Source organism: Pseudomonas sp. AM8, assembly GCF_036346475.1.
GTDB classification, from domain to species: Bacteria; Pseudomonadota; Gammaproteobacteria; order Pseudomonadales; family Pseudomonadaceae; genus Aquipseudomonas; species Aquipseudomonas marginalis.
In genome coordinates this window covers 306898-331817 of sequence record NZ_JAOTNX010000003.1, presented here as the reverse complement: position 1 = coordinate 331817, position 24920 = coordinate 306898, and the positions used below count along the sequence as shown (strand labels likewise).

Annotated in this window: 13 protein-coding genes; 4 read left to right on the top strand and 9 right to left on the bottom strand. The window is 64.3% G+C overall.

From position 1 onward, the window contains the following. Nucleotides 1-13 precede the first annotated feature (13 nt). The 5 genes from V3W40_RS10970 to V3W40_RS10950 form a co-directional block, all read right to left on the bottom strand. Nucleotides 14-235: an MbtH family protein gene (locus tag V3W40_RS10970; protein WP_027603905.1), complete on the bottom strand. Its 222-nt coding sequence runs from the start codon at nt 233-235 to the stop codon at nt 14-16. Between the two features lie 82 nt (nt 236-317). Continuing rightward, on the bottom strand, nt 318-1712 hold the full coding sequence (locus tag V3W40_RS10965; RefSeq protein ID WP_065927231.1) for an aspartate aminotransferase family protein: 1395 nt from the start codon (nt 1710-1712) through the stop codon (nt 318-320). Between the two features lie 166 nt (nt 1713-1878). Next, the gene (locus V3W40_RS10960) at nt 1879-2646 is read right to left on the bottom strand and encodes an N-acetylmuramoyl-L-alanine amidase (protein ID WP_137213188.1); all 768 of its coding nucleotides are present in this window, start codon (nt 2644-2646) and stop codon (nt 1879-1881) included. Nucleotides 2647-2769: 123 nt separating this feature from the next. After that, on the bottom strand, nt 2770-4092 hold the full coding sequence (locus tag V3W40_RS10955; RefSeq protein WP_330215009.1) for an ATP-binding protein: 1323 nt from the start codon (nt 4090-4092) through the stop codon (nt 2770-2772). Further along, complete coding sequence (locus tag V3W40_RS10950; RefSeq protein ID WP_065927228.1) at nt 4089-4769, bottom strand: response regulator; 681 nt, start codon at nt 4767-4769, stop codon at nt 4089-4091. Before V3W40_RS10950 ends, V3W40_RS10955 begins: the two co-directional genes overlap by 4 nt. Before the next feature lie 176 nt (nt 4770-4945). Here V3W40_RS10950 and dsbD point away from each other — a divergent pair, with 176 nt between their 5' ends. Genes dsbD through dsbG form a run of 3 tightly spaced genes read left to right on the top strand, consistent with a single transcriptional unit; the run spans nt 4946 to nt 8261 of the window. Next, a complete protein-coding gene (gene dsbD, locus V3W40_RS10945) occupies nt 4946-6673 on the top strand; it encodes a protein-disulfide reductase DsbD (protein ID WP_323147536.1) in 1728 nt (575 codons plus the stop codon). Next, nucleotides 6673-7524 carry a TlpA disulfide reductase family protein gene (locus V3W40_RS10940; RefSeq protein ID WP_065927226.1) on the top strand — a complete coding sequence of 284 codons (852 nt, stop codon included), beginning with the start codon at nt 6673-6675 and terminating at the stop codon, nt 7522-7524. The genes dsbD and V3W40_RS10940 overlap by 1 nt, the downstream gene beginning before the upstream one ends. Further along, nucleotides 7500-8261, top strand: coding sequence for a thiol:disulfide interchange protein DsbG (gene dsbG, locus V3W40_RS10935; RefSeq protein ID WP_330215008.1), 762 nt, complete (start codon nt 7500-7502; stop codon nt 8259-8261). Before V3W40_RS10940 ends, dsbG begins: the two co-directional genes overlap by 25 nt. 316 nt (nt 8262-8577) lie before the next feature. On the opposite strand, the gene V3W40_RS10930 is transcribed toward dsbG, so the two are convergent. Both V3W40_RS10930 and V3W40_RS10925 read right to left on the bottom strand, forming a co-directional pair. Then, entirely contained in the window at nt 8578-21474 is a 12897-nt protein-coding gene (locus V3W40_RS10930) for a non-ribosomal peptide synthetase (RefSeq protein ID WP_330215007.1), read from the bottom strand. 51 nt (nt 21475-21525) lie between these two features. Beyond that, complete coding sequence (locus tag V3W40_RS10925) at nt 21526-22278, bottom strand: thioesterase II family protein (RefSeq protein WP_065927223.1); 753 nt, start codon at nt 22276-22278, stop codon at nt 21526-21528. 302 nt (nt 22279-22580) lie between these two features. Between V3W40_RS10925 and V3W40_RS10920 the strand changes: the two genes are divergently transcribed. Then, on the top strand, nt 22581-23132 hold the full coding sequence (locus tag V3W40_RS10920) for an RNA polymerase factor sigma-70 (protein WP_027603895.1): 552 nt from the start codon (nt 22581-22583) through the stop codon (nt 23130-23132). Between the two features lie 256 nt (nt 23133-23388). Here the strand turns inward: V3W40_RS10920 and V3W40_RS10915 are convergent, their stop codons facing one another. Continuing rightward, entirely contained in the window at nt 23389-24177 is a 789-nt protein-coding gene (locus V3W40_RS10915) for a substrate-binding periplasmic protein (protein ID WP_330215006.1), read from the bottom strand. A gap of 93 nt (nt 24178-24270) precedes the next feature. After that, entirely contained in the window at nt 24271-24894 is a 624-nt protein-coding gene (locus V3W40_RS10910) for a TetR/AcrR family transcriptional regulator (protein WP_141606971.1), read from the bottom strand. Between the last annotated feature and the right edge of the window lie 26 nt (nt 24895-24920).

Below are 24920 nucleotides of genomic sequence, written 5' to 3'. Positions count from 1 at the left end.
TGCAGGTTTTGCGTCAGGCCAGCGTTGCGCCGTCCATCTTCTGGCGCAGGCTCAACGGACGCATATCGGTCCAGGTTTCTTCGATGTAGGCCAGGCACTCTTTCTTCAGGCCGCTCTTGCCCACGGTGCGCCAGCCTTCCGGCACGGCCTTGTAGTCGGGCCAGATGGAATACTGTTCTTCATGGTTGACCACTACCTGAAACAGGATGTCGTCGCGGTCAAATACTGAGGTCATTGCTGTTCTCCATCGCTCAAAGGCTGGCTGCGCACCATGCGCAGCGCTGATATCTGTAGAAACGTACCAACACGCCAAAAAATTAGAGGCTGGCGACGGCTGCCGCCAGGGCGCGCCCGAAGATCTCGGCCACGCGGTCGATCTCGGCGGCGGTGATCACCAGTGGCGGCAGGAAGCGCACCACGCTGCCATGCCGGCCGCCCAGCTCGAGGATCAGGCCGCGCTTGAGGCATTCACGCTGTACCAGCGGTGCCAGTTGGCGATGCACCGGCGGGTGGCCCTGGATATCCAGGGCGCCGTCCGGGTCCACCAGTTCCACACCGAGCATCAGCCCGCGCCCGCGAATATCCCCCAGGTGCGGGTAGTCACGCTGCAGGATGCGCAGGTGTTCGCCCAGGCGCTCGCCCATGACGGTCGCATGGCCGGCCAGGTCGTGCTCCTTGAGGTAGCGCATCACCGCCGAACCGGCCGCCATGGCCATCTGATTGCCACGGAATGTCCCGGCATGGGCGCCCGGCAGCCAGGTGTCGAGCCAGTCGCGATACACCACCACCGCCAACGGCAGGCTGCCGCCGATGGCCTTGGACATCACCACCACATCCGGAATGATGCCGGCGTGTTCGAAGGCAAACATCTTGCCGGTACGGCCGAAACCGCTCTGGATCTCATCGACGATCAACGCCACGCCGGCCTGCGCGGTGATGCGCCGCAGGCCGCGCAGCCAGTCGAGATCGGCCGGGATCACCCCGCCCTCGCCCTGCACCACCTCGACAATCACCGCCGCCGGCAGCAACACCCCGGCTTCCGGGTCGTTGAGCAGGTTTTCCAGGTAATGCAGGTTGACCCGCACGCCTTCTGCGCCGCCGAGACCGAACGGGCAACGGTAGTCGTAAGGGAATGGCAAAAACTGCACGCCATTGCCGAGCAAGGCACCCAAGGGTTTTTTCGGCCCCAGGCTGCCCATCAGGCTCAACGCGCCCTGGCTCATGCCGTGATAACCGCCCTGGAACGACAGCACCGTGCTGCGCCCCGTGGCAGTACGCACCAATTTCAATGCTGCTTCCACGGCATCAGTACCGGTGGGGCCGCAGAACTGGATCTTGGCTTCCCGCGCCAGCTCCGCCGGCAGCAGGCCGAACAGGTCCTGCACAAACTGGTCCTTGACCGGAGTGGTCAGGTCCAGGGTGTGCAACGGCAGTTCGTCGCTCAGCACTTGCTGGATGGCCTGGATCACCACCGGGTGGTTGTGCCCCAACGCCAGGGTGCCGGCGCCGGCCAGGCAATCGATGAAACTGCGGCCCTCCACGTCTTCCACATAGATCCCCTTGGCGCGCTTGAGCGCCAGGGGAATGCGCCGTGGGTAACTGCGGGCGTTGGATTCCTGCTGGCGCTGGCGGGCCAGCAGCGGGCTTTCGTCGAACTGATAAAGCGTTTCATGCACCTGGGTATCTTCGATACGGCTGGTAGCGACTGACATCTCTCGATCCCTCAATACGCGGATGATGGTGACCAAACTGCCGATCCGTTGGCGTCTGGCCCAAGGGCATGCGCACGGATTTCCTGTTCTGGAAACGCACCAGCTTCAATCGGATTTAGGGGCTGTTGTCGGTAACTGATGCATGAAGATCCAAATATGCCGGGCTTTACAGTCCGCGGTACTTTTCATTCAGGGCATACAGGATCGCGCAGGTCTCGGCATCCAACACACCACAATAATCCCGCGCCCGAAAGTGCATCTGAAACGCCCGGGTGCGCTGCTCGAACGCCTGGCGATTCTGCGCCGGCTTATAGCCATAGCGCTGAAATGCCCGCTCCACCTCCACTTCAGGCGGCAGCCCGACACAAAACCGGCGCTGGTACATGGCCCGCGTCGACTCGTCGAACCACGCCCCGACTCCCGCCTCGAACAAACCGCGCCACGGCAGGCGCGGTCCCGGATCGCTCTTGCGCCAGTACGCCACGTCCGAGTGCCCGAGAATGTCGGCCGGCCCGATCTGCGGGTAACGCCCAAGGATGTCGCGAAGCAATGCAATCAACACCGCCACCTGCTCCTGGCCGTACGCTGGAAAGGTGAATACGCCCCCGTCATCCCGGGCCAGGTTGACAATCTCGATGCCGATCGCCCGACTGTTGAGGTTATCGCGCCCCGCCCAGTGACTCGCCCCGGCATGCCAGGCGCGCTGGTTTTCGTGCACCAGGCGGAACACGCGCAACTCGTCATACCCGGCGGCGCGGTAGCCGGGCTCATGGGGATCTGGCAGCAGGTAATGCGCGCTGATCCCGTTCCGGGTCAGGGTGCGCAAGGAGGAGGCGAACGGCGCCGCGGTGTAATGCAGGATCACCTGCCGCACGGGTTCGCCGTGACGTTCGTTGAAATCCCTGGCGGGGAAACTGGTATCGATGACCAACATAAGAACCGTCCTTTTCAATACAGGCCGAGTCTTTCGGCCCGTTCAAGCGCAAAAAAATTACCGCCATCCTGAAGGCTTGCACTTCAAGCGGGCGGTAACTATTTGGCTTGTGAAAAAACGCGGTCAGCGTCGCAACGGCATGCCCAGGTCAACGCGCAGGCCATCCACCTGGCTATCGAACGTCAACGAGCAGGAACAGCGCTGCACGATCGCCTGCACGATCGCCAGGCCCAGGCCACAGCCCTCGCTGTTGCCATTGCGCCAGAAGCGTTGGGTGAGGTATTGCAGGTCTTCGGGGGAGATCTGCTTGCCGTGGTCGCGCACGCGGAAGATCACGTGATCGGCGGCGGTGAACACACTGAGCTCCACCCGTGTGTCTGCGGGTGTATGGCGCAGGGCGTTGTCCAGCAGGTTGCGCAGGGCCGCGACCGCCAGGCCCACCGGCATGTCCACCGGGGTTTCGCTGAGGTTGTCCGCCAGGTTCAGGTCGATACGCCCATTATCGCCGGCATTCGCGTCCTGGATCGCCAGCCGCGCGACTTCCTCGGCGCTGGACTGCAAGCCATCGTCGAATGACAGGCTGCCTTCCACCCGCGCCAACAGCAGCAATTGCTCCAGGGTGCGATGCAAGCGGTCGGCGCCCTCCTCGGCGTGGGCCAGGGATTGGTCGCGGGCCGCGCCCTCGGTCATGCGCGCCACTTGCAGGTGGGTCTTGATCGCCGTCAGCGGGCTGCGCAGCTCGTGGGCGGCGTCGCCGGTGAGGCGGCGTTCGCGCTCGATGGTCTTGGCGATGCGTTGCAGCAGTTGGTTCTGGGTGTCGAGCAGCGGCTTGAGTTCGCTGGGCAATGGGCGGATCTGCAACGGTTCGAGGGAATCGGCACTGCGGCGCATCAGCGCGTCACGCATGCGGTTGAGCGGCAGCAGGCTCTGGCCGATGCCCAGCCACAACAGGCACAGGCAACCGAGCATCGCCACGCCCACCGGCACCGAGGCGGCGAGCAGGATCGACAGGTTCAGCGCCTCGCGCTCCACCTGGCGGTCGGCGGTGGTGATCAACAGGTCGCCACGGGACAGGGTAAAACTGCGCCAGCCCACGCCATCGATGACTTGGTCACGAAAGCCGCTCTTGCGCGACTCCAGGCCCTCATCCGGCGTGGTATGGCTGCGGGCGAGGATTTCCCCGCGCAAGGAGCTGACCTGGCAGGCCATGCCCCCCGGCACATTCAGTTGCTCGGCACTGAAATGCGCGCCGCCGCTGACACTGGCCAGGCCCGGCATCTGCTCGGTCAGGCCCGCCACCATGCGCGCCGACGCCACCAGGCGCTGGTCGAGGGAAAACATCATCTGGTTGCGCAGGTCGTTAAGCATCCAGGCCGCCGCCAGGGCCCAGATCAGCACAAACGCGGCGCCGAGCTTGAACGTCAGGCGCAGGCGCAGGCTTTTCACGAAGCGTTCTCTCCATCATCTGCCGGGCCGAGGCGATAACCCAGGCCGCGTACGGTCTCGACGATGCCATTGCCCAACTTGCGCCGCAGGTGATGGATATGCACGTTGAGGGCGTTGCTTTCCAGTTCATCGTTGAAGCCGTAGACGCTGTCCTTGAGTTGCTCGCTGGACAGCACCCGGCCCTTGTTGTGCAGCAGCGCCTGCAACAGCGCCTGTTCACGTCGGGACAGGTCCACCGGCTGGCCGCCCAACAGGGTTTCGCGGCTGCTCGGGTCGTAGGTCAGCCGGCCGTGCTCGATCAGGTTGACGCTGCGCCCCGCCATCCGGCGCAGCAGGGTTTGCAGGCGTGCGGCCAATTCGCGCAGGTCGAAGGGTTTGAGCAGGTAGTCATCGGCACCGGCTTGCAGGCCGTCGACGCGGTTGGTCACCGAGTCCCGCGCGGTAAGGATCAGCACCGGAATCTCCAGGCCCTGGCTGCGCAGCTGTTGCAGCAGCTTGAGGCCGTCTTCGTCGGGCAGGCCGAGGTCGAGCACCATGATGTCGAAGGTCGCCGCCTTGAGCATCGCGCGCGCAGCGGCAGCCGTGGCCACGCGCTCGACTGTAAAGCCCTGGGCACCGAGGCCGGCCACGATGCCGCTGGCGATCAGTTCGTCGTCTTCACAGACCAGTACGTGCATGCTGAACCCTTCATGAAAGATGGGGGGATTAAAAGTGCAACGGATTAAGCGCAGATTATGCCGTGAAAAGATGCAAGCTCAGATAATCCCTACACTTTAGAATAGCGCCCGGTTAATCATCGGTTAATCAACGCCACACATTGTGTGCCTCACTTGCATCGAACTAAGGCTTGACCATGCGGCATCTGTTTACCTTTCTGCTGGTGTTATTCGCGGGGTTCGCCCAGGCCGCGCCGGGCAATCCGTTTGAGACCAAAGCCGATTTCCTCCCGGTGGGCAAGGCCTTCACCTTTACCTCCGAACGTCTTGAAAGTGGCGAGACCCAGCTGTATTGGCAGATTGCCGACGGTTATTACCTGTACAAGCAGCGCATGAAGTTCGATGGCCTGGCCGAAAAGCCCGTGCTGCCGCAAGGCGAAGCCCATAGCGACGAGTTCTTTGGCGAGCAGGAAGTGTATCGCCAGGGCCTGGAAGTGAAGATTCCCGCCGGTGTCACCGGCCAGGTCAAGCTCGGCTGGCAGGGCTGCGCCGATGCGGGGCTGTGCTATCCGCCGCAGTCGATCAGCGTAGACCTGGGCGGCAACCCCGCCGTTGCGGCCACCGCCGAAGCCCAGGACCAGAGCCTGGCCAGCGGCCTGCAACAACGCAGCCTGGGCTGGAGCCTGCTGGTGTTCTTCGGCCTGGGCCTGCTGCTGGCGTTTGCCCCGTGTTCGTTGCCGATGCTGCCGATCCTCGCCGGCCTGGTGGTGGGCAGTGGCGCCAGCCCGCGTCGCGGCTTTGCCCTGGCCGGCAGCTACGTGGTGTGCATGGCGCTGGTGTATGCGGCGCTCGGTGTACTCGCCGCCCTGCTCGGCGCCAACCTCGCGGCGCTGTTGCAAACCCCGTGGATCCTCGGCAGCTTCGCCGCCTTGTTCGTGATCCTCGCCCTGCCGATGTTCGGCTTCTTCGAACTGCAACTGCCCGTGGCCTTGCGCGATCGCCTGGATAACGTCAGCCGCAACCAGAGCGGCGGCAGCCTGGTCGGCGCCGGGGTGCTCGGCGCGCTGTCCGGCCTGCTGGTGGGGCCGTGCATGACCGCGCCCCTGGCCGGTGCATTGCTGTACATCGCCCAGAGCGGCAATGCCCTGCACGGCGGCCTGATCCTGTTCGCCATGGGCATCGGCATTGGCGTGCCGCTGCTGTTGCTGGTGACCGTGGGCAACCGTTTCCTGCCCAAGCCGGGCACCTGGATGAATGTGCTCAAGGGCATCTTCGGCTTCCTGTTCCTGGCCACCGCCGTGCTGATGATTCGCCCGGTGATCGACGAAAGCCTGTGGCTCGGCCTGTGGGGCGTGCTGGCCATGTCCATGGCCTATTGCGGCTGGCGCCTGGCCCAGGATTTCGGGCGGGTCGCCATGCTGTTCGGCGCCGGTTCCGTGGTCGTGGGGGTGTGGGGCGGCCTGCTGCTGGTGGGTGCGGCGGGTGGCAGCGACGACCTGTGGCAACCGTTGAAGGTCTACAGCGGCTCGCGGACCACTGCCGCACCCACCGCCCACGAAGCCTTCATGACCATCAATGATCCCGGCGTGCTGCAAGGCCAGCTCGACAGCGCCAAGGCCCAGGGCCAATGGGTGCTGCTGGACTACTACGCCGACTGGTGCGTGTCGTGCAAGATCATGGAAAAACAGGTGTTCGGCAAACCCGAAGTGCTCGACGCGCTGAAGGATGTACGCCTGCTACGCCTCGACGTCACCGCCGACAATGCCGCCAGCCGCGCACTGCTGGGCCGCTACCAGGTGCCGGGGCCGCCCAGCTTCGTGTGGATCGGCCCTGACGGTGAGGAACGCCGCGCCCAGCGCATCACCGGCGAAGTGGATGCCGCCGCTTTCCTGCAACGCTGGACTCAAGCCCGGGACGCCCTCTGATGCTGACCCTGACCATCGGCACCTTCGCCATCGCCCTGAATCACATCCTGCTGATCAGCGCGTTGATTCTCGCCACCCTGGTGGGTTGGCGCGTGGCCAAGCGTGGCGGTGAAAATCCGGAATCGGTGCTGTTCAGCCTGTTCCTGCTGGGCATGCTGGCGGCCCGCGTCAGCTTCGTGCTGATGTACTGGAGTTACTACAGCAATGACTGGCTGCAGATGGTCGACCTGCGCGACGGCGGTTTTCTCGCCTGGCCCGGTATCGTCGCCCTGATCCTCGGTGCACTGCTCTATGGCTGGCGTCGCCCGGCGCTGCGCAAGCCCCTGAGCGCCGGGGTCATCACCGGGCTGGTGTTCTGGGGCATGACCAGCCTGTCCTTGAGCGTGTATGAAAAAGGCACACGCCTGCCGGACATCACCTTGCGCAACGCCAATGGCGAAGTGGTGCAACTGGCGGATTACCAGGGCGGCCCGCTGGTGATCAACCTGTGGGCCACCTGGTGCCCGCCGTGCCGCCGCGAAATGCCGGTGCTGGAAAACGCCCAGCGCATGCGCCCCGACGTGACCTTCCTGTTCGTCAACCAGGCCGAAAGCATGCAAAGCGTCAGCACCTTCCTCGCCACCCAGGGCCTGACCCTCGACAACGTGTTGTTCGACGCCAGCGGCCGCCTCGGCCAGGCCGTGGGCTCCATGGCCCTGCCCACCACGCTGTTCTACCAAGCCGACGGGCGCCTGATCAACAGCCACCTGGGCGAGTTGTCCCAGGCCAGCCTGGCCCGTGCCATGGAACCCTTCGACACCGCCCCTGCCGCCACAAGGAAACCGACATGCCTCGCCTCCGCCACCTGCTGACCCTGCTGCCGCTGACGCTGGCGGCCACCCTGGCCCAGGCCGAAGACTGGCCGGCACCGATCAAACAGATCGAAGCCAAAGGCGCCAAAATCCTCGGCAAGTTCGACGCCCCCAGCGGCCTCACCGGCTACGCCGCGCAATACCAGAACCGCGGCATGGCGCTGTACCTGACCGCCGACGGCAAGAGCGTGATCGCCGGCAACCTGTACGACGCCCAGGGCAATGACCTGAGCAGCGCGCCCCTGGAAAAACTGGTGTACGCGCCGATGGCCAAGGAAGTCTGGGCCAAAATGGAAAAAAGCAGCTGGATCCAGGACGGCGACAAAAACGCCCCGCGCATCGTCTACCTGTTCAGCGACCCCAACTGCCCGTACTGCAACATGTTCTGGGAACAGGCGCGGCCATGGGTAAAAGCCGGCAAGGTGCAGTTGCGCCACATCATGGTCGGCATCATCCGCGAAGACAGCGCCGCCAAGTCGGCCGCCCTGTTCGCCGCCAAGGACCCGCAAAAGGCCCTGGAAGAACATGAAGCCGCCGGCAAGGGCAGCAACTTGCAGGCGCTGGCCAAGATCCCGGCGGACATCGAAGCCAAGCTCGATGCCAATATGAAGTTGATGGATGAGCTGGAACTGTCGGCGACGCCGGCGATTTTCTACCTGGATGACAAGGGCGGCTTGCAGCAACAGCAAGGGGCGCCGTCGCCGGAGAAGTTGGCGAAGATTATGGGGCCGAAGTAAGCGGCGCCTGGTCTGACGCCATCGGGGCATGGGTATCTACGCAACTTTCAGTGAATACGGAATTTATGGCAATTAGGCTTCTGTAGTGAGCGGGCTTGTCGAATCGTCGCACCGCCCGCGCTGGGCTGCGAAGCGGCCCCAATAAGGTCACCGCAGAGTGCCAGAATCAATCGAGGTGAAGGTTTTGGGGCTGCTTCGCAACCCAGCGCGGGGCAAGCCCGCTCACCACAGAGTTATGTGTCAGCCTTTAAGAGTTGTGTAGATACCTATGGCCATCGGGGGCAAGCCCCGATGGCGTCCTGACAGACAGCGAAGATCAGAGCCCTTCCAGCTCCGCCATCAAATCACTCAACCGATCCACCTTCTCCGCACTGATTTCATTGGCCGCCAGCCCCTCGATGTACGCGGCCAACTCCGCCACCGTGCTGCATTCGAACATCGCACGCAGCGGCACATCCCGCTGCAGGGTCTTCTGCACGCGCGAGGCAATCTGCGTGGCCAGCAACGAGTGGCCGCCCAGTTCGAAGAAGTTGTCCTGTACCCCTACCCGTTCGACTTTGAGCACCTCGGCCCAGATCGCGGCCAAGGTGTTTTCCAGTTCGTTGCGCGGCGCCAGGTAGTCCTGGCTGTGCAACTGGCCGATCTCCAGTTCCGGCAGGGCCTTGCGGTCGAGTTTGCCGTTGGCGTTGAGCGGCAGGCGCTCGAGCCATAACCAGTGCAACGGCACCATGTATTCCGGCAGTTCGGCACGCAGGCGTTGCTTGATGCGGTCCAGGCGTTCGCTTGAACTCAGTGCTTCATCGGCCGCCACCAGGTAGCCGACCAGATGCTTGCCGTTGACGCCTTCCTGCACGCCCACTGCCGCGTCGCGCACTTGCGGTTGTTCATGCAGGCGCGCTTCGATTTCACCCAGCTCGATGCGGTAGCCGCGAATCTTCACCTGATGGTCGATACGCCCGACGTACTCCAGCACACCATCGCTGCGCCGCCGTGCCAGGTCGCCGGTGCGGTACAGGCGCTCGCCCGGTGCACCGAACGGGTTGGGCACAAACACCTGGGCGGTGCGCAGCGGATCGCTGACATACCCGCGGCCGACCCCGGTGCCGGCCACGCACAGCTCACCGACCGCCCCCTGGGGCACCAATTCCAGCGCGCCATCCACCACGTACAAACGGTTATTGTCCGTCGGCGTACCAATCGGCAGGTAAGTGCCACGGGTGGACGCCAGGTCCACGCGGAAGAACGCCACATCGTCCGAACATTCCGCCGGGCCGTAGGCGTTGACCAGGCCGATGTTCGGGTAACGCAACAACCACTGGTGCGCCAGCTCCGGCGGCATCGCTTCACCGGTCGGCAGCATCCAGCGCAAACCGTCCAGGCTGATGCGATCCTGGGCCAGCATGCCCTGGATCAGCGACGGCACGCTTTCCAACACCGTGATGCCGTGTGCCTGCACATGGGCCAGCAAGCCCTGCGGATCGTGGGCGATGCTGTTCGGCACGATATCCACCCGTGCGCCGAACAGCGGCGCGGCGAGGAATTGCCACACGGAAATATCGAAGCTTTGCGAGGCGGTCTGGGCGATCACATCCGCTGGCGTCAGGTCCATATACGGCACCTTGCTCAATTGGTTGTTGAGCATGCCGCGCTGTTCGACCATCACGCCTTTGGGCAGGCCGGTGGAGCCCGAGGTGTAGATCACGTAGGCAAGGTTATCCGGGCCGCTGTAGATGCCCGGATTTTCCCCACGGGCAGGCACGTCCTCCCAGACCAGCAACTGGCAGTCGACGCCGTCCAGCAGCTCGATGGCCTGCTCGCGGCACGCTTCGGTGCAGACCAGCAACGGTGTGCGACTCAGGTCGATGATGCGGCTCAGGCGCGGGCGTGGCAGGCCCGGGTCCAACGGCAGGTAACCGGCACCGGCCTTGAAGCTGCCGATGATCATGCCCAGCAGGTCCAGATTACGCTCGGCCAGCAACGCCACCGGTTGGTCCAGGCCGACACCCGCCGCAATCAATGCATGACCCAGGCCGTTACTGCGCCGGTTCAGCTCGTCATAGGTCCATTGCCGGTCCAGGCAACGGGCGGCGATGCGCTGCGGATGCGCGCTCACCTGGGCTTCGAACAACTCGATATAGCTGCGTTCCAGCGGGTAGGCATGTTCGCTCTGGTTGCAGCCGTCCAACAGGAACGCACGTTCCTGTTCGCCCATCAGTGGCAGGTCGGCCATGTCGCCATGGAAGCCCTGCACCAGCGCCAGCAGCAGGCGCTTGAATTCACCCAGCATGCCCTGCACGGTGGTTTCATCGAAGTAACGCTGGTCGTAGGACAGGTGCAGGCCGAGGTCATCCCCCGGATAGCACACGGCGGTCAGCGGGAAATTGGTGTGGGTGCGGCCGGAGTCCGAGGTGGCATTCAGGCTGTGGGCGCGGTCCAGCACCGAGACTTCCACCGGGGCGTTTTCGAACACGAACAGGCTGTCGAACAGCGGCTGGCCCTTGGGCAGTTCGCTGTGTTCCTGGATCGTCACCAGCGGCAGGTATTCGTACTCGCGCAGTTGCATATTGCTGTCGAGCAACGCGTTCAACCACTGGCGTACGCTGCAACGCTGATCGTCCTCGGGCAGCTTCACCCGCAGCGCGATGCTGTTGATAAACAGGCCGACGGTGCGTTGCATCTCGGGCATTTCCACCGGGCGCCCGGCCACGGTGACGCCGAACAGCACGTCACGCTCGCCACTCAAGCGTCGCAGCACCAAGGCCCAGGCCGCCTGGGCAAAGGTGTTGACGGTGAGTTGATGGGCCTGGGCCAGTTCGCGAAGTTGCGCACCGTCACGGGCGTCGAGGCGGGTGTAGCAGTCACCCACCACCATGCCGCCACTGTGGCCGGCATGTTCGCGCAGGAACGGCCGGTCGCTGGGGATCGGCGTGGTGCGCTCGAAACCTTGCAGGTTCTGCTGCCACCACTGGCGTGCTTCGGCCAGGTTCTGGCGTTGCAGCCAGGCGATGTAGTCGCGGTAGCGCGGCGGCGTGGCCAGCTGCGCCTCACGGCCTTCGCCAAGGGCCATGTAGATATCGAAGAAGTCATTCATCAGCAGCGAGCGGCACCAGGCATCGATCAGGATGTGGTGGTTGCTCATCATGAACCAGTAGCGCGCTTCACCGACGCGGATCAGGCGCAGGTGGAACGGCGCCTGGTTGAGCAGATCGAAACCGGCTTCGCGTTCGGCCTTGAGCAGCGCTTGCAGGCGCGGTTCCTGTTCACTTTCCTGGTCGGCACTCCAATCCAGGTACTCGATCGGCGTGCTGCCCGGCTTGTGGATCACTTGCAGCATGTCTTCGCCGACGTTCCAGCAGAACGAGGCGCGCAAGGCTTCGTGGCGAGCGATCACCGCTTGCCAGGCCTGGGCGAAACGCTCGGGGTCCAGAGCGCTGTTGATGCGGTAGCGGTCCTGCATGCAGTAGAGGCCGGTGCCCGGTTCCAGCAGGGTGTGCAGCAGCAGGCCCTCTTGCATCGGGGTCAGCGGGTACACGTCTTCGATGGCGCTGGCCGGTACCGGCAAGCTGTCGAGTTGCGACTGGCTCAAGTGCGCCAGGGGGAAGTCGGACGGCGTGAGGCCGCCGGCGTTGTCCTCCAGGCAATGGGCGACCAACGCTTGCAGTTCGGCCAGGTAGGCCTGCGCCAGGTCCTGGATGGCCTGTGGGTCGTGGCGTTCGCGGCTGAAGGTCCAGCGCAGCACCAGTTCGCCGCCGTACACCTGGCTGTCCACACTCAGTTCGTTGGGCAGCGGCGCATCCGGGTCATGGGCCAGGCCCGCCGATTCGTCCAATGGGTGGAACAGTGCATCGGCGCCGAAGCTTTGGTCGAACTGGCCTAGGTAGTTAAAGGTGATCTGCGCGCTAGGCAAGGCGGCCATGCTCTGTTTGCACAGGTCATCGGCGAGGTAACGCAGCACGCCATAGCCCAACCCTTTATGGGGCACCGCACGCAGTTGTTCCTTGATCGCCTTGATCGAGTCGCCCTGCCCGGTTTGCGGGGTCAGGCGCAGCGGGTAAGCGCTGGTGAACCAGCCAACACTGCGGGTCAGGTCGATGTCGTCGAACAGGCTTTCGCGGCCATGGCCTTCGAGCTGGATCAGCGCCGCCCCGTGCCCGCTCCAGCGGCACAGCACTCGGGCCAGGGCGGTCAGCAGCAGGTCGTTGACCTGGGTGCGGTAGGCGCTCGGCGCCTGTTGCAGCAACTGGCGGGTGTGTTCGGCATCCAGGCGCACGCTGACGGTGTCGGCATCACGGTTGCGCCGCGAACCGTGCGGGTGGGCCACGGGCAATGCTGCGTCAGGGCCGGCCAACCGGTCCTGCCACAGGCTCAGCTCTTCACGCAGGGATTCGCTGCCGGCATACGCCTGCAAGCGCGCGGCCCAATCGCGCAGGGCGCTGGTCTTGGCCGGCAGGCTGACGGACTGGCCGTCGCTGAGCTGGCGGTAAACGTTTTGCAGGTCTTCGAGCAACACGCGCCACGACACACCGTCCACCACCAGGTGATGGATCGCGATCAGCAAGCGTTGCTGGCCTTGGGGGCCATCCACCAGCAAGGCGCGCACCAGCGGGCCGTGCTCCAGGTCGAGGCTGCGCTGGGTGTCGGTGAACAGCGCGGTGCACTGTTGCATGTCGCGCACTTGCGCCTGCATCAGCACGCCGCCTTTGGGTACGGCCAAGTGTTCGGCATGCCATTGCGCATCGCGCCGGGTGAAGCTCAGGCGCAGGGCGTCGTGGTGTTCGAGTACCGCCAGCAGCGCTTGCTCCAGGCGATGAGGCTCGAGCAGTTGCAGCGGCTTGAGCACCAGCGCCTGGTTCCAGTGCTGGCGCGCGGGAATATCGGTGTCAAAGAACCAGTGCTGGATCGGTGTAAGGCCCGAAGCGCCGGTGAGCACGCCTTGCTCGGCGCTGACCTGCTCGGAGCGCGTGGCCACCCCGGCCAGGGTTTGCACGGTCTGGTGCTGGAACAGGTCGCGAGGGCTGAAATGAATCCCCGCCTGCCGCGCGCGGCTGACCACCTGGATCGACAGGATCGAATCGCCGCCCAGTTCAAAGAAGTTATCGTCGAGGCCGACTTGCTGCACGTTCAACACCGCGCACCAGATCGCTGCCAAGGTGCTTTCCAGCTCGTTGCGCGGCGCCACGTACTGTTGCCGATTGGCCTCGGGATCGGGTTGCGGCAGGGCGCGGCGGTCGAGCTTGCCGTTGGCGGTCAGCGGCATGCTGTCGAGTACGATCAGGTGCGCGGGCACCATGTAGTCCGGCAGTTGCGCCTTGAGATGGGCCTTGAGCGCCTCACGCAAGGTGCCGTGGTCGGCGTCGCTGACCAGGTACGCCACCAGTTGCTTGCCACTCGGCGAATCCAGCGCCAGCACCACCGCTTCGCGCACGGCGGCGTGCTCCAGCAGGCGGGTTTCGATCTCGCCCAGTTCGATCCGGAAACCGCGAATCTTCACCTGGTGATCGATACGCCCCAGGTACTCCACCAGGCCATCGGCGCGCTGGCGCACCAGGTCGCCGGTGCGATACAGGCGACCGCCCTGGCGGGCAAACGGGTCGGCGACAAACCGTTCGGCCGTCATCCCCGGACGTTCGTGGTAACCCTGGGCCAGACCGGCGCCGCCCACATACAACTCGCCGGTCGCGCCTTGTGGTACCAAGGCCAGGTCGGCGTCGAGAATATAAGCCACGCGGTCGCCGATGATGCTGCCGATCGGCACACTGCCGGCGCCCTCATCCAGTTGCCGGGGCGCCAGGCTGGCCAGGGGCATCACCACGGTTTCGGTCGGCCCATAGGCATTGAAAAACACCTCGGGCTGGAACGCCGCACGGATACGCTGCAGGTGTTCGCCGGTCAGCGCTTCGCCGCCGGTGATGCACATGCGCACCGGCAAGGTCTGGTGCTGGGTTGCCAGCCACTGCGCCAACTGGCTGCCGTAGCTCGGGGTAAAACCGAGGATGTTGATGCCATGGGTACGGATCAGCCCGCAAATTTCCTCGGCATCCCACTGGCCCTGGGCGCGCAGGACCACCTGGGCACCGCTGAGCAGCGGCACCAGCAAACGCTCGGTGGCGGCGTCGAAGTTGATCGAATAGAAATGCAGCTCGCAATCGTCCGGGCGCATGCCGAAGCGCTCGATCACGGCCTGGCAATGCATGGCGATTTCACCGTGGGACACCACCACACCCTTGGGTTTACCGGTGGAACCGGAGGTGTAGATCAGGTAGGCCTGATGTTGCGGCAAACTGATAAACGGCAGCTCGCCGGCCGGGTAATTGGCCAGCACCGGCAAGTCATCTTCCAGGCACCAGCAGGCCACGCTCGCCGGCAATTCGCCAAGGGCGTCGAACATCGCCGCATCGCTGAGCAACAGGCCGATGCCGCTGTCTTCGATCATGTAATGCAGACGGTCCAGCGGGTATTCCGGGTCCAGCGGCACATAGGCGCCACCGGCCTTGAGGATCGCCAGCAGGCCGATGACCATTTCCAGCGAGCGCGGCAGCGCCAGGCCGACCCGCACCTGCGGGCCCACGCCGCGCTCGCGCAGCATCCAGGCCAGGCGGTTGGCGCGGGCGTCGAGTTCAGCGTAGGTGAGGGTCACACCGGCAAAGGTCAGCGCCGGGGCATCGCCACGCTTGAGCGCCTGCTGGCTGAACAGTTGCTGGAGGCACTGGTCGAGACGATGCTCGCCCGCCTCCACTCCCAGGCTGTCCTGCAACGCGCGTTGCTCGGTGGCGCTCAGCAACGGCAGTTCGCTGAGGCGTTGTTGCGGGTTGGCGATCAACGCTTCGAGCAGGTTGCGCCAATGCTCGGCCATGCGCGCGATGCGCGGTTCATCGAACAAATCGGTGCTGTAGGTCAGGCAGCAACCCAGGCGGTGGTCGAGGTCGGTGACTTCCAGGTTGAGGTCGAACTTGGTCGCGCGAGCATCGTTGGCCAGGTATTCGACGGTCATGCCAGCCAGTTGGCGGCGCTGCTGGAATTCCCAGCGCTGCACGTTGCACATCACCTGGAACAACGGGTTGTACGCCGCGCTGCGTGGCGGTTGCAGGGCCTCCACCAGATGGTCGAACGGCAGGTCCTGATGGGACTGGCCTTCGATCACGGTGTGACGGACCTGCTCGAACAGCTCGGCAACACTCATCTGCCCCGTGAGCTGGCAACGCAGCACCTGGGTGTTGAGGAACGCGCCGATCAGCCCTTCGCTTTCCGGGCGAATGCGGTTGGCCACCGGCGCGCCGATACGCAGGTCGGTCTGGCCGCTGTAGCGGTAGAGCAGCACGGCCAGGGTGGCGGTCATGGTCATGAACAGGGTCAGGCCACGTTCGGCGTTGAAGGCACGCACACGGGCGGCCAGATCGTCGCTGAGGTCGAAGCGGTACAGCTCGCCCCGGTGACTTTGCACCGGTGGCCGTGGGCGGTCGCCGGGCAATTCGAGCAGTGGGTGTTCGTTGCCCAGTTGCGCGGTCCAGTAGTCCAATTGGCGTTGGCGTTCGCCGGACTCCAGCCACTGGCGTTGCCACACGCTGTAGTCCAGGTACTGCACAGGCAACGGTGCCAGCGGCGACAGGCGCTCATCGATAAAGGCTTCGTACAGCGCGCTGAGTTCACGGGCAAAAATGTCCATGGCCCAGCCTTCGGTGACGATATGGTGCAGGGTCAGCACCAGGTAGTGTTCCTGCTCACCGGCCTTGACCAGGCAGGCGCGCAGCAGCGGCCCGGTTTCCAGGTTGAACGGCGTGTGAGCTTCAACATCGGCCAGTTGCTGCAGACGCTGCTCACGTGCGCATTCGTCCAGTGCAGACATATCCTGCCAATCCATGCGCAGGCCGGTCTGCGCCGAGACCTTTTGACAAGCCACGCCGTCGACACTCGGGAAGGTGGTGCGCAAGGTTTCGTGGCGCATGATCAAGGCCTGCAACGCCGCCTCGAAACGCCCCACATCCAGCACGCCACGCAGGCGCGCCATGCCGCCGACGTTGTAGGCCGGGCTGTCCGGTTCCATCTGCCAGAGGAACCACATGCGCTGCTGGGAATACGACAACGGCACCGGCAGGCTGCGGTCGACGGTGGCGATTGCGGTTTGCTGGTTGCGTTGGCCGCTGGCCTGGATCAGGCCGACTTGCTCGGCAAAAGCGCCCAGTTCGCTGGCTTCGAACAAGGTGCGCAACGGCAGCTCGACGTCGCAGGCCTGGCGGGTGCGGGAGATGATTTGCGTGGCCAGCAACGAGTGGCCGCCGAGGGCGAAAAAGTCATCGCGCAGGCCGATTTGCGGCAGGCCGAGCACCTCGCGCCAGATCGCTGCAATCTGCTGCTGCAACGGTGTTTCGGGTTCGATGTGTTCGCGGGTTTGCCACACCGGCGCTGGCAATGCGCGACGGTCGAGCTTGCCGCTGGGGCTCAGCGGCATCGCGTCCAGGCGCATCAGTTGCGCGGGCACCATGTACTCCGGCAGCTCGGCGGCCAGGGCCGCTTTGACGTCCTGTTCGTCGAGGGCGGCATGGGCGGTGTAGTAACCGATCAACTGCGCGTCACGCACCAGCACCACGGCCTGGGCGACACCGTCCAGGGCCAGCAGGCGCGCTTCGATTTCTTCCGGTTCCACCCGGAAGCCGCGCAGCTTGACCTGCTGATCGAGACGACCGAGGTATTCAAGCACGCCATCCACGCTCCAGCGTGCGCGGTCACCGCTGCGATACAAGCGTGCGCCCGCCTCGCCCAACGGGTCGGCGACAAAGCGCTCAGCGGTCAAACCGGCACGCCCAAGGTAACCGCGCGCCAGGCCGATACCGCCAATACACAGCTCACCCGGCACACCAGCCGGCAACGGGTTGAGCTGCTCGTCCAGCACGCGGCAGATCACATTGCCCAGCGGCCGGCCAATCGGCGAGCGCTCGCCATCCTCGGCGCGGCACTGCCAGTGGGTGACGTTGATCGCGGTCTCGGTCGGGCCATAGCGGTTGTGCAATTGCACCGCCGGCAACTGCGCCAATACGCGATTGCGCAACTCAGCAGGCAAGGCTTCGCCACCGGAGAACAGGCGACGCAGGCTGGTGCACTCGGGCACCAGCGGTTCGTCGATAAACAGCTGCAACAGCGGCGGCACAAAGTGCAGCGTGGTCACGCCGTGCGCCTGCACCAACTGCGCGATGCGGTGCGGATCGCGGTGCTCGCCAGGACCGGCCAGCACCAGACGGCAGCCGGTGATCAGCGGCCAGAAGCATTCCCACACCGACACGTCGAAACTGATCGGTGCCTTTTGCATCAGCACGTCGCTGTCATTGAGTTGATAGGTGGCCTGCATCCACTGCAAGCGCTCGGCCAGGGCCGCATGGGTATTGCCCACGCCCTTGGGCTGGCCGGTGGAGCCGGAGGTGTAGATCACATAGGCGAGGTTGTCGCCATCGAGGTGCAGGCCGGGCGGCTGGGTCGGCCAGCTGTCGAGGTGCAGGCTGTCCATGGCAATCACGCACACGCCTTCGGCACTCGGCACGCGGTCCAGCAATGCGGTCTGGGTCAACAGCAGGTGCACGCCGCTGTCCTTGAGCATGTAGGCCAGGCGCTCGGCGGGGTAATCCGGGTCCAGCGGCACATAGGCGCCACCGGCCTTGATGATCGCCAGCAGGCCCACCAGCAACTGCGGCGAACGCTCGGCGGCGATGGCTACGCACACGTCCGGGCCGACGCCTTTGTCGCGCAGGTAATGGGCCAGGCGGTTGGCCTGGGTGTGCAGTTGGGCGAAGGTCAGGCTGCCGTCCTGCCAAACCAGCGCGGTGTTGTCCGAGGTGTGCTGGTTGAGCAGTTCGGGCAGCCATTGTTGAGCGGGTGCGCACGGCGCCTGGCACCACGTTTGCTGTTCATCCTGCTGCATCAGCTGGATGTCGCCGAGGGCTTGCTGCGGTTGCTCACAGACCGCTTGCAACAGGTGGATGAAGTGCTCGGCCAGGCGCTGGATCGTCGCGCTGTCGAACAGTTCATCGGCGTAGTCGAAGGACAGGCTCAGGCGCCCGTTGCGGTCTTCTTCGCTGTGCAGCTGCAGGTCGAACTTGGCTTCGCGGCTGTGCCAGGGCAGCTCGTCGGCGAGCATGCCCGGCAGGCGGCGCAAGGCGCTGAGGTCACGTTGCTGGTGGTTGAACATGACCTGGAACAGGCCTTGTTCGCGGGCTTGCGGGAAGGCTTCCAGCAGTTGCTCGAAGGGCAGGTCCTGATGGGCCTGAGCGCCCAGTGCAGTCTGGCGGGTGGCGGCCAACAGCTGATTGAACGGCAGGCGCCCGTCCAGCTCGGCACGCAGCACCAGGGTGTTGATAAAGAAGCCGATCAGGCCCTGGGTTTCCTGGCGCGGGCGGTTGGCGTTGGGCACGCCGATGCGGATATCGCGCTGGCCGCTGTAGCGGTAGAGCAAGGTCTGGAACGCCGCCAGCAACAGCATGAACGGCGTGGACTCGTGGGCCTGGGCGGTCTGGCGAATCGCCTCGCTGAGGCTGACACTCAGGCGCACACTATGGCGCGACGCACTGTGGCGTTGCCGGGCCGCACGCGGGTGGTCGGTGGCCAGGCTCAGGGTCGGGTGCTCGTCCCCCAGTTGCGCTTTCCAGTACGCCAGTTGGCGCTGGCCTTCACCGTCGGCCAGCCATTGGCGCTGCCAGCTGCCGTAGTCAGCGTACTGCAAGGCCAGTGGCGGCAACGCCAGGGTCTGGCCCTGGCTTGCGGCGGCGTACAGGCGCGAGAACTCGTCGATGAGGATATTCAACGACCAGCCATCGGCGATGATGTGGTGCAGGGTCACCAGCAACTGGTGATCGTCTTCGTCCAGGCGCACCAGGGTCACCCACAGCAGCGGGCCTTTTTCCAGGTCGAACAGGGTGCGGGCTTCGTCCTCACGGATCTGTTGTGCGCGGGCTTCACGCTCGGCGACAGGCAAGTCGCTGAGATCGATAACCTGCAGGTCGAAATCACTATTGGCCTCCACACGCTGGAAGCCCTGCCCATCGCGCTCATAGAAGCGGGTGCGCAGGGCTTCGTGGCGCTGGATCAGGTGCTGGAAGCTCGAGCGCAGCGCGTCTTCATCCAGTTCGCCACGCAAACGCAAGGCGCCGGGGATGGTGTAGGCGCTGCTCTGCGGGTCCAGTTGCCAGGTGATCCACAGGCGGTTCTGGGCCAGGGATTGGGGCAGTTCGTCCTGGCGCGACAACGGGCGGATCGCACCTTGGGCAATGCCGCCGTCCTGTTGCAGTTGCGCCACGCCGGCGGCGAACCCGGACAACGTCGGCGCCTCGAACAGCAGGCGCAGGTTCAACTCCAGGCCGAGGGTTTCCCGCAGGCGCGCGACCACTTGGGTGGCGGTAATGGAGTTGCCGCCGAGCAGGAAGAAGTGGTCGTCGGCCGCCACCGTGGCGACCTGCAACTGCTCGCACCAGATCGCGGCGATGCGGCTTTGCAGTTCGGATTCCAGCGCAACAGCGCTCGCCTGGGCGTGCAGATCGGGGAACTGCGCGTAGCAGTCGAGGCTGTCGTCGGCCTGCCGAAGCGCGCACGCTGCACGCTGCACCTTGCCGCTGGAGGTCTTGGGCAGGCCGCCGGGGTTGAGCAATACCACCACGCACGGCGCCTCTTGATAGGCCTCGGCCACGGCTTGGCGGATGGCTTTGATCAGCGCTTCAGGCGGCAGGATCTTCTGCACGCTGCGACTGATTTCCGCGGCGATGCCGATGCCTTCCAGGCCTTTGTCATTCACCGCAAACGCCGCGACCCGGCCCTTGCGCACCACTTCCACTTCACGCTCGATGGTCTGTTCGATGTCCTGGGGGTACAGGTTATGACCGCGCACGATCAGCAGGTCTTTCAGGCGACCGGTGATGTACACCTCGCCCTCGCGGATAAAGCCCAGGTCACCGGTGCGCAGCCAGGTACGGCCGGCATGCTGCACGAAGGTCTTGGCGCTGGCCTCCGGGTTGCGCCAGTAGCCGTGGGCGATGCTCGGGCCGCTGGCCCAGAGTTCGCCGACGCAGTTGTCGGCCAGCTCGCTCAGTGTGTGCGGGTCGGCGATCAGCACCGCGTGTTCCGGCTGGGAGGTGCCGCAACTCATGATCGCACTGCCCTGCCCCGGCTCGGCGCGGTTGGCGGCCAGGGCCTGCTCGTCGACGCGCAGCGCCGGGATGCCATGGCCACGCCGGCCGCCGGCGACAAACAGGGTGGCTTCGGCCAGGCCGTAGGAGGCGAAGAAACTATCCGAGGTAAACCCGCAGGCGGTGAACTTCTCGGCGAAGCGCTCGAGGGTGTCGAGGCGGATCGGTTCGGAGCCGGAATAGGCCACGCGCCAGTTGCTCAAGTCCAGGCGTTCCAGGGCCGACTCACTGACCCGCTCGCTGCACAGGCGGTAGGCGAAATCCGGCCCGCCGCTGATGGTGCCGCGGTATTCGCTGATCGCTTCGAGCCAGCGCAGCGGCCGGCCGAGGAAATAGGCCGGCGACATCAATACGCACGGCACGCCGCTGAAAATCGGTTGCAGCAGGCCACCGATCAGGCCCATGTCGTGGTACAGCGGCAGCCAGCTGACGATCACGTCGTCAGGGTTCAGGTCGATGCCAAAGCCGCGCCGGATCAGCACTTCGTTGGCCACCAGGTTGCCGTGGCTGACTTGCACGCCCTTGGGCAACGCGGTGGAGCCGGAGGTGTATTGCAGGAAGGCGATGTCGTCGGGGTGCAGGTCGGGGGCGCTCCAGGCGCTGGCGATCTGTGCGTCGAGGGTGTCGACACTCAGCACCGGCGGCGCGTTTTCGATCTGCGCGAGGCCATCAGCCAGGCTGGCGATGGTCAGCAACAGGCGCGGTTCGGCGTCACCGATAATCGACAGCAAACGCTCCTGGTGATGACGGCGGGTGGACTCCGGCGGGTAGGCCGGCACCGCGATCACTCCGGCGTACAGGCAGCCGAAGAACGCCGCGACGTAGTCCGGGCCACTGGGGAACAGCAGCACCGCACGGTCGCCCTGTGCCGCATTGGCCTGGAGGGCGGCGGCGATGGTGCGGGCGCGTTGGTCCAGGTCACGGTAACTGAGTACCACGTTGTGCTCGGCCAACTCGGCGAGGAAGCGCAGGGCGACCTGGTCCGGGGCCTGGGCGGCGCGACGTTGAAGGGACTCGACCAGGGTGCGGGGAAGTTCGAAGGCGTCCATCATGGGGTTCCTGCCTGAAATCGGCTTACGGGAAATTCGGGAATGGGAGAGCGATCAGCCGGCGGCCAGTTGCCGCGCCGCGCCAATGCGCCAGCGGGCCAGGTGTTCGTCGGCATAGCGCCGCACGCAGCGCAATACGGCGCTTTCGTGCTGGATAAGGAAGAAGTGGTGGCCGTCGAACATGTCCAGGGAAAAACCGCTGGCGGCATCGAGCTGCCAGTCGAGCAACTGGTCGGCGCGCACGCTGTCCTGCTTGCCGCCGAACACATGGATCGGCAGGTCCAGCGGCTTGCGCTCGCCGTAGGTGAAGCTGCCGCACAGCAGGAAGTCGGCACGCAGGATCGGCAGCATCAACTGCATCAGCTCGGGATTGGCCAGGGCTTCTTCGGCGGTGCCTTGCAGTTCGCGCAGGCGGGCGATCAGTTGCGCGTCGGTCTTTTCGATGGCGTATTCGCTGACATCGCGGCGGGCCGGGCCGGCCGTGCCGGAGGCGAACAGCGCCAGCGGCGCAGGGACATTTCGTGCGTTTAACGCGTGGGCCAATTCAAAGGCCAGCAGGCCGCCGAGACTATGGCCGAACAATGCATAAGGGCCGCTCAAGTCGCGACTGATTTCCTCCGCGAGCTGCGCCGCCAAGGCCTTGATATCGCGCTGCAGGGGCTCGTCCATGCGCATGCCCCGCCCAGGCAGTTCCAGCGGACACACCTGCAACCACTCCGGCAACGTGCGGCGCCAACGTGCGTAAACCATGGCGCTGGCGCCCGAATAGGGCAGGCAGAACAGGCGCAGTCGAGTCGGCGTAGTCATCCAGCGACGACTCCAAACTGAAACACGCTGTGTGCACGATAAAAACCCATGTCGTCCTCCTGCGGGTGCTGATCCTTGGCCGCTTGACTAGCGACCCTGTCACCCAGAAGAACGGACGGCACCGGCAAATAATTAGTCGCCGGGTACCTGCGAGACGTGGTTCACACCAAACAAGAAAGCATAAGATTAGTTCGCCTTCTCATTTGACAATCATTATCATTCAGCATAATTTGTTGCCCGATGTGTAGGAGGCCTCAGCAAGGACGCCCTCCCCTAACCTCTTTTGCGACAAGGTGATTTCCATGACGGAACAAGTATCCACAGGCAGGTGCGACTCACCGCTTCTCCAGGCATTTGTCGACAATCGACTGATTCTGGTGAAGATTGCGGCACGTATTACCGGGTGCCGCTCCCGCGCCGAGGATGTAGTGCAGGATGCCTACTTCCGCCTGCAATCGGCGCCGACGATCACGTCATCGTTCAAGGCCCAACTGAGTTATCTGTTCCAGATCGTGCGCAACCTGGCGATCGATCACTACCGCAAGCAGGCCCTGGAACTCAAATATTCCGGGACGGAAGAGGAAGGCTTGAATGTGGTCATTCACGGCGCTTCACCGGAAACCTCCCACATCAATTTCAACACCCTGGAAAACATCGCCGACGCCCTGACGGAGTTGCCCCAGCGCACCCGCTACGCGTTCGAGATGTACCGCCTGCACGGTGTGCCGCAAAAGGACATTGCCAAGGAACTGGGGGTTTCACCGACGTTGGTGAACTTCATGATTCGCGATGCGCTGGTGCACTGCCGCAAGGTGTCCGGCAACCATAGCGATACGTTTGCACGGCGGGTGTGATTGAGGTGAAAGGGCTTGTTGTGGTGAGCGGGCAAGCCCTAATGCCAGTCAGTTAAGCGTACATCGCCTCCTGTAGGAGCGAGCTTGCTCGCGAAAAACGTCAACGATAACGCGTGCTTCCTGAATGAACGCGGCGCCTGTGAGTTTTTCGCGAGCAAGCTCGCTCCTACAAAAAGCCTTAACTGACTGGCATTAGGGCTTGCCCCGCTCACCACAACCAAAACCCGAACCACAGCCGCACTCATCCGAGCCAAGATCAGGGCACAGGCATCACATCAATACGATACGGCTCGAAAATCTTCAGCATCTCGCCGCTGTCGCGCAAGCGCTTGAGCAACGCCGAAAACGCCTCGCCCGTGATCGGCGCCTTGGGCCGCAGCAACGCGTAGTGGTGATAGACCTGGTCGATGCGCTCCGAGACCAGGAACTGCCCGGCCATATCCGCATTGCGCACCATGAAGTCACTCAGGTACGAACGGGTTACCAAGGCGATGTCCGCACGCCCGCGCGCAACCATCAGCAGGTTGCTGTCATGGGAATAGGTCAAGGTGGCGTTGAAGTGCTCGGCCAAGTACTTGGGGTCGGGGTTGAAGTTGGCAAAGGCGTAGTGATAGCCGCTGAACACCGCCAGGCGTTTCCCGGCAAGGTCGGCGAAATAGTCCTGGCCTCGACCGGGCTCACGCTGAGCGACGAAGATTTCCGCATCTTCCAGGCCCATGTCGATGCTGGTGTGGGCGACCTTCTGCCAGCCCCAATCGGGATTTTCGAAGATGGCCATGTCGATACGGCCTTGCTCGAAATCGCGAAAACGCCGGGGGATGGAGGTCGGTACCAGCACAAACTGGTAGTCGGTCTGCGAGGCGTTCAGGGCCTCCACCAGTTGCGGCAACAGACCGGTGTCGGCGCCCTGCTCCGGGCGCACGGTGTAGGGCGGAAAATGCGCCGCGCCGATGCGCACCAATTGCGCAGCCGAAGCCGGCAACCACGCTGCGGTGCCGAGTGCCCATAAAGTAAGTCCTGCAGCCAACCGCCATGGCGAAAACATCAAGGCACACACCGTTCAATACATCGATGTCGATAAGCTAGGCGTTTTTGTCCAGCTAGACAACTTTCCACCGGCAAATTAATAGCTTGCGCCTCAATCGGCCTTCAAAACCATCAACAAGGCTTCTTCGGCCAATTGCTCCAGGGTCAGGTTGCCCTCGGCGCGAAACCAGGTGGTGGTCCAGGACAAGGCTCCGGTGAGGAAGCGTCGCGCAATAAACACATCGCCCTTGATGTAACCCGCCGCCTTGGCCTCGCCCAGCACCTGCAGCCAGATGTCTTCGTACACATCGCGCAACGCCAGCACCTGGGCCTGGGCGTCGGCCGAGAGCGAACGCCATTCATACACCAGCACCGCCATGGCCTCGCCGCTGCCGCCCATGATCGACTGCAATTCGCAGCGAATCAGCGCCAGCACACGGTCGCGTACGTTGCTCGCCTCCTCGAGCGAGGCGCGCATCAAGGCGGTGTTGTAGTGGATGGTTTCCTCCATCACCGCGCGCAGGATCTCGTCCTTGCTCTTGAAGTGATGAAAGATGCTGCCGGACTGGATGCCCACGGCACTGGCCAGGTCGCGCACGGTGGTGCGTTCAAAGCCCTTGTTGCGAAACAGGTGCGCCGCGGTTTGCAGCAACTTGCCCCGGGCACTGTCGGGGTCGGTCAATTGGCCGCCGTCGACCATGGTGCGCATCACCCGCAGGGCTTTGTGCTCATCCATGCTGCTCTCCTCTACTTCTACTGACG